Annotated in this window: 8 protein-coding genes; all 8 read left to right on the top strand. The window is 37.5% G+C overall.

The window, feature by feature from the left end; genetic code table 11:
- Window positions 1-32 precede the first annotated feature (32 nt).
- The 8 genes from MHH70_RS01900 (at window position 33) to MHH70_RS01935 (ending at window position 15678) form a co-directional block, all read left to right on the top strand.
- Window positions 33-1103 (top strand): ATPase, T2SS/T4P/T4SS family, encoded by a 1071-nt coding sequence (locus tag MHH70_RS01900; RefSeq protein ID WP_342472389.1) that lies wholly within the window; start codon window positions 33-35, stop codon window positions 1101-1103.
- Between the two features lie 5 nt (window positions 1104-1108).
- Window positions 1109-1840 carry a hypothetical protein gene (locus MHH70_RS01905; protein WP_342472390.1) on the top strand — a complete coding sequence of 244 codons (732 nt, stop codon included), beginning with the start codon at window positions 1109-1111 and terminating at the stop codon, window positions 1838-1840.
- Between the two features lie 352 nt (window positions 1841-2192).
- On the top strand, window positions 2193-3383 hold the full coding sequence (locus MHH70_RS01910) for an S-layer homology domain-containing protein (RefSeq protein ID WP_342472391.1): 1191 nt from the start codon (window positions 2193-2195) through the stop codon (window positions 3381-3383).
- A gap of 158 nt (window positions 3384-3541) precedes the next feature.
- Window positions 3542-10105: a PKD domain-containing protein gene (locus tag MHH70_RS01915; RefSeq protein ID WP_342472392.1), complete on the top strand. Its 6564-nt coding sequence runs from the start codon at window positions 3542-3544 to the stop codon at window positions 10103-10105.
- Window positions 10106-10186: 81 nt separating this feature from the next.
- Window positions 10187-12724 carry a pLS20_p028 family conjugation system transmembrane protein gene (locus tag MHH70_RS01920; protein ID WP_342472393.1) on the top strand — a complete coding sequence of 846 codons (2538 nt, stop codon included), beginning with the start codon at window positions 10187-10189 and terminating at the stop codon, window positions 12722-12724.
- Window positions 12724-13053 (top strand): DUF5592 family protein, encoded by a 330-nt coding sequence (locus MHH70_RS01925; RefSeq protein WP_342472394.1) that lies wholly within the window; start codon window positions 12724-12726, stop codon window positions 13051-13053. The genes MHH70_RS01920 and MHH70_RS01925 overlap by 1 nt, the downstream gene beginning before the upstream one ends.
- Window positions 13043-13672: a hypothetical protein gene (locus tag MHH70_RS01930; RefSeq protein ID WP_342472395.1), complete on the top strand. Its 630-nt coding sequence runs from the start codon at window positions 13043-13045 to the stop codon at window positions 13670-13672. The genes MHH70_RS01925 and MHH70_RS01930 overlap by 11 nt, the downstream gene beginning before the upstream one ends.
- A gap of 14 nt (window positions 13673-13686) precedes the next feature.
- Window positions 13687-15678 (top strand): type IV secretion system protein VirB4, encoded by a 1992-nt coding sequence (locus MHH70_RS01935; protein WP_342472396.1) that lies wholly within the window; start codon window positions 13687-13689, stop codon window positions 15676-15678.
- Window position 15679 lies beyond the last annotated feature (1 nt).

Below are 15679 nucleotides of genomic sequence, written 5' to 3' on the forward strand. Positions count from 1 at the left end.
ACCTTTTGAACAATAGTTTTCTAGGGCCTCATATGGCAATAGAAAGTGTAACGGATATTAAATATAACGGCACACACTTGCGCATTAAAGATAATGTAAAAGCGCCTTATTTTGCACCAATACAGCCTACAGAGGATGATGTAAAGCAGCTTATTAAGCAAATAGCAGATGTACAGCAGCGTACATTTACTTATGCGGAACCACGTTTAGATACGGAAATTGGCATTTTGCGTATTAATGCGCTGCATAAGCGAGTGAGTCCAGATGGTACAACACTAGCTGTACGTATTTCTAGACCACGATTAGCGATAGAATCGCTCGAAAGTTTAGTGTCAAATAATGATGAAATTGTTGAGCAATTATTTAAGGTGCTTATGTTAGCGGAGCTTAATATGGTGCTTGCTGGTCGCACAGGTGCAGGGAAAACGGAGTTCCAAAAGTTGCTGGTTGGCTATATGGATGAAAACGCAAGTATTTTCTTAGCAGAGGATACAAGGGATAGCCATATTAAAGCATTATATCCTGAGCGTGATATTACAAGTGTTAAAACGATACCAGGTATTTATGAAATGTCTGACGCGGTGAAAGATGGGCTACGTAATGATCCGGATTATTTAATGCCTGCGGAAATACGAGGTGCAGAAGCAGCTGACGCATTAGATGCAGTCAAAACAGACCATGCTATACTTACAACCATTCATGCGCCAAGTGCGATGGATATTCCGCTTCGCATGAGTCCGATGATTCGACAAGCGCCTGCTTATGCAAGAGCGAGTGATGTAAGTATTGGCAATGAAATTGTCCGCTTCTTCCGCTTTGGTGCTTACTTGAGAGCAGAACGTAACGAAGAGCAAAAAACAGTCCGTTATTTAAAAGAATTAGTTGAATTTGAAGATTATACTGAAAAAGGGGCTACAGGGCGTTACCTATATCAAGTAGTCAAAGTCCGTGATGTGAAAACAGGTCGCTATTATCAAGAGCAGCGTTTTGGGACTTTATCAGAGCGTACATGCGCTGAGCTAGAAGATAAAGAATTAATCCATCTTGTTCCAACTGTATTATTACCTGAGAAATATAAACAAAAAGTAGGTGCAGTTGGATGAGGGCTTTGTTTAAAGAAGCACGGTTGCTGTTTTATGGCTGGGAATTAGTCCTCTATTTTCTTGTTTGGTTTCTTATCAATTATCAGCTCTATTATTATTTATCAAATGAACGGACGCTAAGCCTTTTAGTAGGGTTAGGTGGAGCGTTCTTTTTCTTTTTCGTTTTCACGATTCAAAACCGTAAGCTAGAAACACATCAAAGGCATTTAGCAGAGCTACTAAACTATGTAATCAATGTTGTTTTCTACTTGCAAACAGGCTACAACGAGTACCATGCCTTGAAAGCTACTAGAGAAACTGCACATCCTGATATACAGAAAAAAATAGACATGAGCATCGAGTCCTTAGAAAAGCACGCAGTGTTAGAAACAAAACAATATGAAGTTTTTGACTTCCCAATGCTCAATCAATTCCATCAAAACTTAGCGATTCGATATGAATATGGCGGAGATGCGGAAGAGCTATTTGGCCAAATACAACATAACATGGTTTTTGAATTGAGAAAACGAGATGAGCTTTATCGTAAACGTAAAGGTTTTGCGATGAATGTCTATGCACTACTTGGCATGGTGCTAACAATCCCAATCGTTTTAAATACAATGGTCTTTCATTTATGGGATATCTTTTTAAGTACAGGCTTTGTAAGCCAGGCCGTCTTATTAGTGACGTATGGTGGAATTTTGTGGACGTTGTATTTGGTACAGCAGAAGAATATGGATATTTCAGTTCGCCATTAAAGGTGATGGATAGGGATTCGCCATTTTTGGTGAGTCCCTTTTATACACAAAAAGAATGATAGGATGATAAATTATTTGTTACTTATGGAAATGAGGTAGAAATAAATATGTCAAAAACTAATACTTTTTGTCTTGGGGTTGCTATGGGTATGCTTTTTTTATTGCAATTGCGTATCCAATTCATAAATAAAAATTCTTGAAAGAAATACGTAAAAAATCCTCAAATATGGAATATCTGAATTGATATTTGTAAAAATTATGATATCATATTTATAATGAGTAACTTCCTATTTAATAGTGGTAAGTTACAGGTGAACTATTTGAAAATAATACCTAACAGGGGGATTTTAATATGCGTAAAAATTTATTTATTGCTGCATTAGCAGCATCAATTGCACTACCAGCGATTGTTGTGCCTGTAGATGTAGAAGCAGCGACTTACAGTAAAACATTTAAAGATGTATCACAGAACAGTCCTTACTACGACAGCATTCACACAATGACTGAAAAGGGAATTATCAGTGGCTATGAGGATGGTACTTTCAAGCCAAACGAAACGTTAACTCGTAAACATGCAGCTGCATTATTAAATCGTGCTGTATCTGTAAAAGTATCAAAAAATATTGGCGCTCCAAAAGATTTACCAAAAACAAATGCCTACTATAACGACCTCATGGCGTTAGTCAATGCAGGCTTATTAGATATGGATGCAAAGGGCAATATTAACCCCAATGCGCCGTTAACACGTGGAGAAATGGCGAAGATTTTAGCTACAGCATTTGACTTAAAAGGCACGAAACACCCTCTTACAGATGTTTCATCGAAGTACAGTAGTTATGTTGCAGCACTATATGAAAATGATGTAACGACAGGCTATGAAGATAAAACGTTTAAAGAAAAAGGATCATTAACACGTGCACATTATGCCGTATTTATGTATCGTGCAATGGGATTGGAAAAAACAGGTGGTGATACTGCTCAAAAGCCATCAACAAACAAAATTTCGATGAGCAGTACGGAGAAGGAGATTAATGAGTACATTAAATCGAGTCCGTTGTTTAAAAAGGGCAGTATCAAATACCCAACTGCATTTTCACTTGCTTTAAAAGAATATTATGGATTCAAAAAGGTCATTGTCAATGCGGAAGATATTTTGACAGGTACGGACTTAAAAGTGACGAGTTTCGGTGTAGCATCTTTCGATTTTAACAATGATAATTGGAAACCAGTAGATAGACTTTTAGGTGCGCAGATTATTTATGAAAGTGACGAGTTAAAAGGCAGACAAAACGTTGCATTTGACTATACACAACCCGATTCACAAGTGGTGGTAAAACGTATTTTAAACACTGTATTTGGTTCAGATTTTGACACAGAAGCACTGGGACATATGATTGATGAGAAAGTGGCAGAAGGGTTAGAAAAACGAAACGAAAAAGTTTTTGACAATATTGAACATATTGAGATGGGCAAATACAAAATTCGATTAGGTGTCGATAGAAACATTGAACGTAACCATTTTTGGATGGATATTAAACAATAAAATAAGGAACAGGTGATGAAATGAAGAAGTTGTTTTCAATTCTTTTAATATTCGTCCTTGTGTTTAGTAGCTTTCCTCCTCAACTTTTTGGGGAGGTTTTTTCGTCTACCAACACACTAGCAGCGAATGAAGTACCATTTTTTGATGGAGAAACGCATTTGGATATACCGCGATTAATTCCAGGAGGGGACATAGAATTTAGACGTGTTGACAGTAAGGGATTATCAGGTGTGCAATATTTAGGGGACTATCGGTATGCGACCATTTATGATGGGAAGCTATCGGGTAGTCCTTCTTCTGATAATACGACTTTTACGGCAAATGGTAAGTCTGTTAAAGCCTATGCAGGGGATAAGTGGTATCATATCGTCCCAAGAAGTTTAGGGACAGCACGGAACTTAGTCCGCATCGAGGATTTAACAGAAAATGAGTTTGTCAATCGTTACGGTGGTAGTAAAGAAAATTACAAGAATTTATCACAATTTACTGTTCGGGATACTAAGGGTGGAAAATATGGCGATTTCTACTACATTGGAGACATTGTGAAAAAAGCTGGGGGCTTTGCTGAAAATACAGGGGCTAACTTTGACAGCACCAACCCTACACGCTTACGTATTCTGCGAACGGCTTATCCAAATATCACAAGTTTCACTGTTAGTGCAACGAATACCGATGTTGGTAAGCCTGTTTCATTCGATTTCGCTGCATTTGAGTACAATTACGGTGGCAATAAGCTTGATTATACGTTAATTATTACAGATGCTGAAGGAAAAGAAGTAGGGCGTAAAGTGCAATCTGTCACATCCACAAAAAATGCTTCAGGTGGTTTAGCGACACAGGATCGTGCACATACAGGAAAGTATGAAGGGAAAACAATCTTCTCCTTCACGCCTGCAACAGTAGGCAAATTTACAGCAACATTGACTGTGACAGACGGTGTTTATCGTTCTTCTACAGCACTTACAAAAACATTTAGTGCCAAAGAAAAAGGACAAGCCTATTTGGAAGTAACACCTGAAACAATCACAATTCCTGTTAATCATAAGGCTAACTATAAAGCGTTCTATACAGATAAAACAGGAAAAAGAACAGAGGTGACAGACAAGTCCACTTGGAAGGCAATTAAAACAGATATTGCAGCATCAAGTGGTAAAGGTTTATTTACTAGCTTAAAGGAAGGTAAGACACAAGTTGAAGCATCTTATCAAGGAATGAAAGCGGAAGCAGAATTGATTGTATCATCAACGCCTGCACCAGAAGAGCCAGAACCTGAGCCTGACGAGCCGAATATTCCCCCTACAGTTGAGCTTATTGTGCCGGAGCAAGTAACAGTTGGACAGAAATTTTGTGCTGTAGCCAATGCACATGATGAGGATGGTGAAATTGTAGCGTATGGATGGGATTACACAGGTCGCGGAGATCCAACAGGTAGACAAACATGTGGTTTGTATTACGAAGAAGAAGGCGAAAAAACGGTTACTGTTGTTGTTAGAGACGATGACGGCGATACAGCGATGGATACAAAGAAAATCATTGTGACAAAGCCAATGCCAAATGCTCACTTTGTAGCAAAAGGCACTCACAAAGAAAATCGTAAAATTAGCCTGCAAGCATCACATCCATATGATGATAATACGGCAGCCTTAAATCTTTACCCTCTTGTTAAACAAACATGGACAATCGAAACAATTGATCCAACGAAACAAGATAAATTGAGGATTGTACAGGACATTAGCGGTAATGTTCCACATGCACAAGAAATTGATTTTCTATTAAAAACGACGGGTGAAATTAAAGTAACTCGATATGTAGAAAACAGCGTAGGCGATAATGCTACGTACACAGTGACATTAAATGTTATACCTGACCTTGATCCTGTTGCTGATTTCGACATTACGCCAGTCATTTACCGAGAAGTAGCCAACAATCAAAATGCTCAAGCAACGATTGAAATTCAAGATAAATCTTATTCGATGGACGACATGATTCAAAAACGTATTTGGCGAGTAGCCTTTGATTCAAATAATGATGGTAATTTTACAGACGAGCAATTTGTCACTTTTGATGAAAATAACAACGAATTAGCAAAGTATTTAACTTCTAAAGTCGGTAAGTATTTAATTGAGCTTGAAGTGTTCGAGAAATACATTCATGAAACTATCCCCGCTTTCGTTGATTTATCATTTAACAAAGCTACAACGGATTTACGAAATGGCAATACAGATTCAAAAGCAATTGCTAGTAAAATAGTTGAAGTCGATAATATCGCTCCTGTAGCATCTGTGGGGCTTAAAAATCACAAAGAAAACGTAGAGGTTCAATATGATTTGGTGGATTCTCCTTACAGTGAAGCTCAAGTAAAGGCAATGACACCTTACTTGAATAATTTACTAGAAAAACACAATTTAAAGGCAAATATCACTTTTGCAAATAATACTACTTATGAACATGAAGTTTTTGCTGACGGATTTGATAAAAGTTATATCATAGATAGCGATGGCAAGGCTTATGGTATGGGTGACGGTATTATTGGTAACGGTAGTGCTACTGGTGTACTAGATGCCAATGGCAATATGATTGCACCTTACGTTGAGATTCCTTTACCCGGTAGAGTACGTCAAATAACCGCTACGAATCGCTATGCAACTCATTTTTTGCTCGAGAATGGGGATGTGTATGGTGTAGGAGCAAATAAGATGCAGATTGACTCAAAATTTTATAAAAACGGGGGCTATACTCCATTCCCTAATTTTATTGATGTTAGTGCAATAGGAGATGGCACACTAACCCCTAGATATTCACCTGTGAAAATTAATTTTCCTGATAAAGTAGTGAAGATGGACAGTATGCATAATGTGACAGTGTTCTTATTAGCTAATGGGGATGTATATGCTGTAGGGAATGTTGCTGAACATTCTTCAAGTAATGTGTACAATCCACTAATATATTTTAATAAAGAAGAATTAAAGAAACCTTCTGATATACCTAGAAACTTAAAACTACCTGTAAAAGTAAAGGATTTAGCTGTAGGAAAAACTAAGGATAGTGGTTTCTTATTATTTTATATGATTATAATTGATGAAAATGATATAGCTTATGGCTTGGGTGACAGTCGGAGTTGGGGAAGGACGCAAGACATTTCATATGTGAGATGGGAAAGGTTACCTGAACAATTACAAGGCTTGAAAAAGGCAACCAAAACGACTAACTATGCTGGGTCATTTGGTGGAGCAACTGATTATCTAAATTTGTATATTAAGAAAGATGGTAATTTAATACGTGCTCATCGCACAGGATTATATGGTAATAATCAGATTGGATATACTTTCAATATTCCTGAAAAAATAAAAGATTTTTCAACAACCTATGAGGGGTACTCCACTCTTTTCTTAACTGAAATGAATGAATTATATGCGGTGGGAAATAATTGGAATGGAGAGTTGGGCTTTCCGATGGGTACTAGCTTTCCTTATTATAGTAATGAGTGGGTAACTGACTATATATACTCACCAATGAAAGTACCTTTAGCATTTAAGGTACAACAGGTTTCAATGGGGCATCAGTTCACACATGTTGTTGCCGAAAATGGTAATCTATACGCTGTAGGACAAAATAAAAATGCGAATTTAGGTATTGCAACAAAAAATAATGTCCCTCAATTCACAAGAATTGAAGGCTTAAATATTCAATTTAAACGTAGTGCGAAATTTAAACAGCAGCCATCACCTATGTATATGACAACGTTTAGCAATAAGCAATTAAGCACATTTGATTTTGAAGATAAAATTAAAGATACAAAAGGCTATTATGTTGGAATTACAACAGAAGGAAATCGTGGAGCAGTAAATACAGTAGTATCTAATAACAGTAACAAAGGGACATTCATTGATATTGGTACATCACATACAAATGCGAACCTTCAAGCAAAAATAACGGAATTAGCGAACTATATTATTGCAAATCAAAATAACAATGCAGTAGAAGTTGAATTTTTACTTGATTCATCAGTTGGGATAAATGCTGCTACACTGGAAAGTAAAATTAACTCGATTGTAAAATCAAAAGTTGCAGGCAATTCATCAGTTCCGTTTATTAGTCGAGTGCGTATTCTTACAGAGGGCTTCAAATTTAATGAGGTTAGTTTAGAAACCAAAAACAAGTTTGTGGTAGCTGTAAAAAATAACTCGTATTCAGCAGAGTTAGAAAAACAGGTAACAGCGTCAAACCTTGTGAACAATGCACATTTCTTAGGAATGGGTACTGGTATCAATAAAGGACAGATTGACCGTATAATTGCTAAATCACTTAAAAAAGGCGCATATATTGATAATTCAAATATTGATGGAGCATTAAATGGAGTAGCGGATTATATTTTAGGTGAAATTGAAAATAGTCGAGGGAAAACAGAAGTATTTATTACTACAGATGAAAGTGTAGACTATGTTGCAAATTATTCTGATTATGAAAACGATCCTTTAATTGATAGTTATTGGAAATTCGATCATCAGTTAAATTTCTTTGAAAGCGAGAATGGGATTATTGCTGATAATCTACAGCAAAGACAAAGTCCATATCGTCATTTCGGATTGACAGGGCGTTATCAGGTATTTTATGCAGCACAGGATGATCCATTAACGCGTTATTTTGCACCAAATGCGTTTGCCCCATTTGTTGATTATCGCAAATGGTCAAACGAAGCAGATAATTTAAAGATTTATGTGCATAAAATGCCATCTGCTGACTTTACATTTACAGTGGATGAAATGACAGGAAAGGTCGACATACTATCTATTGCACATGACGAGGATAAAGCAAGTATTAATGTAGGTTTTGGGAATGGATTACAGTCGCAACAATTTGATTATCGTATAGAAGGTGGCGATTGGACAGATGGTGTACCAAGTCACCTAGAAGTAGGGGTAATAGTAGATGTACGAAATCGAGTCATCGATTTTCAAGGGAAGGCTGCTGAGGTGATCAAAACGTTATCGTTAGATAATTTGCCTCCTGTAGCAAAATTCGAAACAGACAAACCGATTTATGAGGTAGGTGACTATATTGTTCTTAAAAACACTTCCTACGATCCCAACAATGATAATCTAGTTGCTGAATGGTCCTATAAATTAAGAGAAGAATCAACTTATAAGCCATTGGGAACAGGGAAGTTCACTTCAGGTACAGCTGAAGAGGGGTGGCATACGATGATCCCTCGTATTGCATGTGAGAAGCCTATCGATGAATCTTGTTTTTACGATATACATCTCAAAGTAACAGATACACATGGCTTATTTGATGAAGCTGTACAAACAATTGAAGTGCAAAATGTAGAGAAAACAATCCCACCAGCAGAGGGGGCTGTTTATTGGGAATTACAACGTTTAAAGCCAAACGAAGATAGTTATGTTGTAATGTTCATGAACTTTGAAATACCTGAAGACAAGCATTATGCAATACAAAAACCATTACACACTTTGTTGTATGGCTCAAATAAAATTTCGCAGGAAAAAGCAATTAAAATTTCTGTACCAGGTGTAAGTGTTAAAGGACAAACGATGGCATATGAATTCACTTATGAATATGCTGAAGAACCAATTGGCTGGAAGGAAACCAGCTGTGTTAATGGCATTTGCGAATGGGAATTTGATTATATGCCTGATTGGGAAAAGGTGCAGGTAGTATCATTAAAAGGCTCTTTAGCGATTGACCATTCTATGAAAGATATAATTCAGGCTGATACATTTTCAGAAATTTTGACGAAACAATGGATTGTGGGGCGTCAAGCTGAATGGGACGTAGTAACTGAAGAACTTGTTCGTTCCGATGTATATCACGAAAGTTACAAGCAGGCTGTAGACAGTGTATATGAAGATCATATTCAATTAAAAACGCAAACAATGATGCCAATGACACCAGGTACATTACGTTATCAAGTAACATTACCTTCAGCGGCACACCAAGCAGATACGTTTTATCCATTAAAAAATACACAAAGCTATGGAACATATGTCGCAGCAGAATTGGATGATAGCCTTCAGGCGGAATTTGCAGATGGGGTAAAACTACAACAATTACCTTTTGAGGATAAAGGATTAACAGGTTCAAATCGTATCTTTGAAGCGAATTATGTATCTGATTTATTCTTTATTACAAAATCACTAGGCTTTATGTCAGGTTATCCGTATGCGGAACAAGTACAACAAGCGATTGTAAATAATCAACCGCTCCCAACTTATGAGCATGTTATGCGAGAAGGAATGGAAAAGGGCGAGGCAGATTTTGCGCGTTATACTGAAGGCACAGTACCGTTCAAGGATGATTGGATGTATACAGAGGATGAGTCGCAATTAGCTTCTTTACAGCGTTATGCGATTCCTGTTACACCGCTCTCTGAGCTTCATCCACATGAAGTGTATGAAAATACGTTTGAGCTAGTCGATATGGGCCTAAATGATGTGCGTTTCAAGTTTAATCAAACATTTACTTTTGAGCATTATTTGTTTGGGTCTGGCTATGATGATGCCTGGATTATTGCACAAATGGAATCACTTGGGCGTGTGGAAAAGGAGCAAATCGCCGGTACATTTATTATGACACGCCAACAAGTTCACGAGTTGGCCAAGCTTTATTATGAGCGTATGGAGAAACCATACTATAAAATTCATAATTTCCGCTATTTCGATCGTACTTACCCTGATCAAGTAAAGGAGATTTTAAATAATTAATTAGTTTAAACATAGGGATTCACCAAAAATGGTGAGTCCTTTTTCTTTTCATAAATAAGCAGAGAGAGGAGAGCTTTGGCTGTGAACGATCAAGAAATAATTGAAAAACATAAAATGTTAGATTCTATTTTGCATGTTAACGATGGCTTCATGTGGCAAGATGTGTTACGAACATTGGGCAGCGGTATTGTAATATCGCTTAGCTGGTTTAATCGAATGCTAGAAACGATAGTAACCAAAATCATAACATTAAATGACTTTTATAGTTCAGGAGCAGTTGGGGAGTTTATGGATAAGGCGCGACCTTTTATTTGGGTCGTGTTTTTTATTGCAATTTTAATACTTGGTTTTCAATTTATGATGAACAAGGTTGAAAAACGCAATGAAGTTCTATTGAATATTGTGTTGGCACTATGCTTTATCGTTATTATCCCTGATTTAATGTCTAATATGAAGGAAATTATCGGAGCTGGAATAGAACAAATTAAACCTGAGAAAGAATCGTTAGCAAGCAACATGATTAAAAGTAATGTAGCAGATGTTCTCTATTATGCAGAGAATGATTTTCAATTTTCTAATGGCAGGGGAGATGCCAATACACTACCTCGACCAGAGAATAAAGAAGATGGCTCAGGCACTTCGGATTATACGTATGCCAACAGGTTTTCAGCGAGTTCAGCGCTTTATATACCATTCACACAAAAGCTAGATTTTCATGAGGATGATGGATGGTTATTTAAAGCCGATTGGGTAAGGGGATTAAGTAACTCTACAAAAGAGGTGTTAAAAACAAAATCTGTGCCAACTGGCGTTGGTAATAGTTATCAAGTAGAAGAACTCGCAAAAAATAAGATTAGAGGAACTGAAATTGGGAGAGAAACATACTATCGCTATCACGTCAATTGGTTTACTTTAATTATTTCATTACTTGTAACAAGCTTTGCATTAGCTGTTACAGCGATTAAAATTGGTCGGTCAATTTTTGATTTAGCATTTCATCAGATTTTTGGGGTGTTTATAGCAGCTAGTGATTTGACAGGAGGACAACGGACAAAAAAAGTGCTTGTTGAAATTGTTAATACCTTTGTAGTAATGGTTGTGATGATTGCTTTACTGCAATTGTTTATTCTTTTTGCGAATTGGGCGAATAGTTGGCGTTATGAAATTGGTACATGGGGTGTAATCATTCTGTTAATTGCAGGAGCATGGGCATTAATTGATGCGCCAGATATTGTACAACGTCAACTAGGTATTGATGCGGGACTTCGTAATGGATGGCAAGCGATGATGGGTGCATATGCAGCGAGTAAAGTAGCTTCAGGAGGCGCAAAAGCTTTAGGGAATGCAGCAAAGAAAACAGCATCTGCGACTGGTGGAGGAATGAATTTTATGCGTAGAATGGCTGAAGGAATGCGGACACCTACGCCAAAAGAAAACCACCAACGAAATGGAGCAAGTATAACAAATATGCCAGGTAGTCAAAGTGGGAAGGGGTTACAACAAGCTGAAAGTCCAAATCAAGAAAATCAAGCGACGATGGCTACTCCAACAGAAATACCGTCGTCTGCCGAGATTGCATCCGAAGGAGCAATGAATGTTCCAAGAGATAATACCTATACACCATTACCATCTCAGAGTCCTACAACATCTGGAGAGACTAAACAACAAGGTGAAATAGCCCAAAGCCAGAATACGCAACAGAGAAAAAATACTTTATCAAATGAAGCATCATTAAAGGATCATGCGAGAATTCAGCCAAATACAAATATGCAAAATTCGAATAAAGTCCCCCTAAAACAAGTACCAAATGGTGAACAGCAAGGGATTGCGAAACAAAATGAAACGACAGCAATTCCTATAAATGAAGGTACTGCACCACTTAATAAAATAGGTATAAAAGAAATGCCACCGCAAGAAATAAGCTCGCAAGGTATGGCACATCAAGGAGTGACATCGATACCAGCGAGTGAAGTTGGTATTTTAGGAAAACAAAATGAAAGCAGTACTTCAGCAAATCAAGAAACAGCGGCTTCGCTCGCAAACGTACAACAAAAGGTCGCTGATATTTCTTCAAATAATACGGAAGGTAAAGCAGGTGCTATATCAAAACCACCACAAGATATAGGAAGCAAAGGACAACAAGGTATTCCATTATCAGAAGGAACTAAAGGCGTTAAACCAAAAAATCAAGCGGATAGGACAATGCCAGCTGCGCCACCAATCAATCTAGGGACAAGTTCTGACATTCAACAAGCTCCAACTGTACCAATAAACAATGAAACAGCACCATCTACACCTATTTCAGTTGAAGCAGGTTCAGGAATTCCATATCAGGATCAAGGTCAAAGTGGCCATCAACAGCATGTTGCACAGCGTGCTGATCAGCAAAGTACAGCGCAAAAACAAGTGAATGAGCAATCAAAGTCGAAACAAGCACCTTTTGGGCATCGTCAAGCTGTGCATACGAATACCATCATTGGTGGCAATCGACATATGCAGGAATTAAAAGAAAGTGTAACGAGAGCGGGGAATAGTGGCTTTAGTCTTGGCCAAAACATTCGACGAGCTACAAAATTTGTTTCACCAAAGAAGAAAAATAATGATGGAGGTAATAAATAATGTACGAAATTCCAAAGGAAATTAAAGCGAAACCTAAATTAATGGGTCTAGAATTAAAGGAGCTAATCATTGTCGGGGTTAGCTTCTTTTTATTTTTAACGATTTTTCGTGATTTAGTACATGGTGTACTAGTAATTCCATATTTAATAATAGCAAGTGGTACATTGTTTTGGCTTGTTTTACCTTCTGGTAATAACCCAAGGTTGAAAAATTATCAATCGATTCGTTTGTTTTTTCAGCATAAGCAATCTACTTATCATGCGTTAGCTGTTCAAAAGGTGTTAAATGACCAGCAGTTTGGAGAGGATGGGATGCTGGATGAGCAATGAGGAAGTAAAGCCAATTATTGTCCCTACTTATGCAGAAGAGAAGAAGGCTAAAAAGAAGTATTTTAAATTTTCATCGGGTAGTAAGAAAAAGAAGAAACCTGTTAAAAAAGAGTATGTGTTGCGTAAAACACCTGCTCTTTTGCCTTTTCTTGATATAACAGAGGATTATATATTACTGAAAAACGATATTTATATGGATATTTTGCAAATTACATCGACTGATTTACAGACGTTGACAGAGGATGAATTAAACAGGAATTTATTACTCGAAGCACGCTCTTATCGCAGTTTTGCCCCTAGTTATAAAATTATTGCGTTGAACTTTCCTTCCAACACAGGGCGTCAGCAGCAGTATTGGATACGTAAAAAAGAACGTGTAACAAACCCGCTATTATTACGTTTTATTAATCGTAAATTATTTGAATTGCGATTTTTAGAACAAGAACGTCCGAATCGAGAGTTTTTTGTCTTTTTGTATGCCCCATCATTGCAGCTATTAGAAGATGTCAAAAATCAGCTAAATAGAGGGATGCGTCAAACTTTTCCGTTACAGTCACTTTCTATCGAAAAACGGCAGGACGTGCTATTTCTATTGAATAATCAGAACTCTAAACTGTGAGAGGAGAGAAATGAATGCTATTAACGAAATCTAAGGAACTTGTATCAAAATTAAAGGGACAGCCTAAACAAAGTGTTGAAGAAACAGAAAAAATAGCAGCGCGTAATAAAAACTATAATTCAGCTTTTCTAGCGGCGATTCAGCCGCAGGGGGGTGTTCAATTTAAGGATAAGTACATTCAAAAAGGTGATGGATACGAGGCCTGTGTGCACCTTTGGGATTATCCTACGATGGTATCGCCACTTTGGTTAGAGAAATTGTTTTCGATGCGCGATGTTATTGTCACGATGGACGTTGCAACAATGCCGAAGGATGAAACGGTAAGTGCAATTAATAAAAGTATGCTGGAACAGACAATGCGTTTCTCCAACAGTAAGCAGCAGTCCGAGAAAATGGATGCGCAAAATAGTTATCAGGAATTGGAGCGACTTTATAATGAAATTGCACAGATGGGCGAAGTTGTTAAATTAGTAGATATTCGTTTATTTGTCCATGCGAAAAGTATCCATGAGCTAGAGCTGAAAATTCAAGCAGTCGAAACAGATTTACGCTCTTTCGGTTTTAAAGGAAGCATTTTCTTAAATGAAACAAGCTGGGAATGGCAATCGCTTTTTGCATCTTATGAGGAGCAACAGACATATCCAAATCGCAGAGAGGGAAAAGGGATGCAGGGGCTAACATTAGCTGCAGGGCTTCCCTATCATTTTGCTGAATTGAATGATCCTACAGGGAGTTATTTAGGAACCACATTTTCGGGAGGGAATGTGGTTTTTGATCTTTTCCATAAAGACAAACAAAGACGCTATTATAATGCGGTTGTTGCTGGAACGATGGGGGCAGGAAAATCAACGCTCTTAAAAAAATTAACAACCGATAATGCTTGTCGCCAAAATATCATCAGAGGGTTGGATGTAGTAGGTGAATTTGAAACGATTGTCAAAGAGTTAGGGGGGCATTTAATTAGCTTGGATGGCAGTCAAGGGATTATCAACCCCTTACAAATTTACAGACAAGAGGATGTTAGTGGAGAAAAAACAATCCAAAAAAGCGAAGAATTATGCTTCATGCAACACCTTTCAAAAGTGGCCAAGTTTTATCAATTTTTAGCTGGTCAATCTTTAGAAGATATTGAGGAGTTTAAGAAAGTATTACGGGCTTTTTATGCCTCTCTTGGTTTTTTAGAGCGCATTCAACAGGGCGAAAGTGTTTCACTGTTACCAAATGAATCCTATCCTATTTTCAGCGATCTGCTAAGCTATGTGCAGCAGGAGCTTTATGAGGACATTGGTAGACGTGTTATTCGTACAGAGTTGTCCATAGCACGTGCCAATCGTTTAGAGCGTATTGAGCTGATTTTGGATAATGTTGTGAATACCTATGGCTATTTATTTAATGGGCATACGTCCATTCCTGACTTTACGGATGAGCAAATTATGTTCTTTTCTGTACGTCAGTTAACAAACCTAGAAAAGAATATTTTTAATGCACAAATGCATAATGCACTAACACTTATTTGGGACAATTTGATTCAAATTGGTACACCACAAATGCGCGCCATGTATGAGGATGAAAACTTCAATATAGATGATGCGGTGCGATTTTTTACTGTTATTGATGAATCACATCGCTTTGTTCATGCGGATAATCCACTTGCGGTTGATTTTGTCCTTGATTACGAACGAGAAGCGCGAAAGTATCTAGGAGGAATTGTATTAGCGAGTCAATCGATTCGAGATTACGCGCCTGATCACGCAGATAATGAAGTTGTTTCTAAAATTCGTAAACTATTTGAGCTAACACAATATAAATTCATCATGCAGCAGGATGCCAATGCATTAGACGCTATGCGTACTATTTTTGAAGGACAAATATCCGAGAGTGAGTTAGCACAAATACCACAATTGCAGCAAGGGGAATGCTTGTTACTTATTAATGGTGTAGGGAATTTATTGTTTACGGTGGAAGCATCTGATGAAGAAATTGCCCTATTCAGAGGAGGTATGTAAC

It is taken from the genome of Metasolibacillus sp. FSL H7-0170 (assembly GCF_038593115.1).
GTDB classification, from domain to species: Bacteria; Bacillota; Bacilli; order Bacillales_A; family Planococcaceae; genus Metasolibacillus; species Metasolibacillus fluoroglycofenilyticus.

Bases quoted from the DNA above. Each gene is read 5' to 3' on its own strand.
- MHH70_RS01900 (WP_342472389.1), top strand. From the start codon at position 33: ATGGCAATAGAAAGTGTAACGGATATTAAATATAACGGCACACACTTG.
- MHH70_RS01910 (WP_342472391.1), top strand. From the start codon at position 2,193: ATGCGTAAAAATTTATTTATTGCTGCATTAGCAGCATCAATTGCACTA.
- MHH70_RS01925 (WP_342472394.1), top strand. From the start codon at position 12,724: ATGTACGAAATTCCAAAGGAAATTAAAGCGAAACCTAAATTAATGGGT.
- MHH70_RS01930 (WP_342472395.1), top strand. From the start codon at position 13,043: ATGAGCAATGAGGAAGTAAAGCCAATTATTGTCCCTACTTATGCAGAA.
- MHH70_RS01935 (WP_342472396.1), top strand. From the start codon at position 13,687: ATGCTATTAACGAAATCTAAGGAACTTGTATCAAAATTAAAGGGACAG.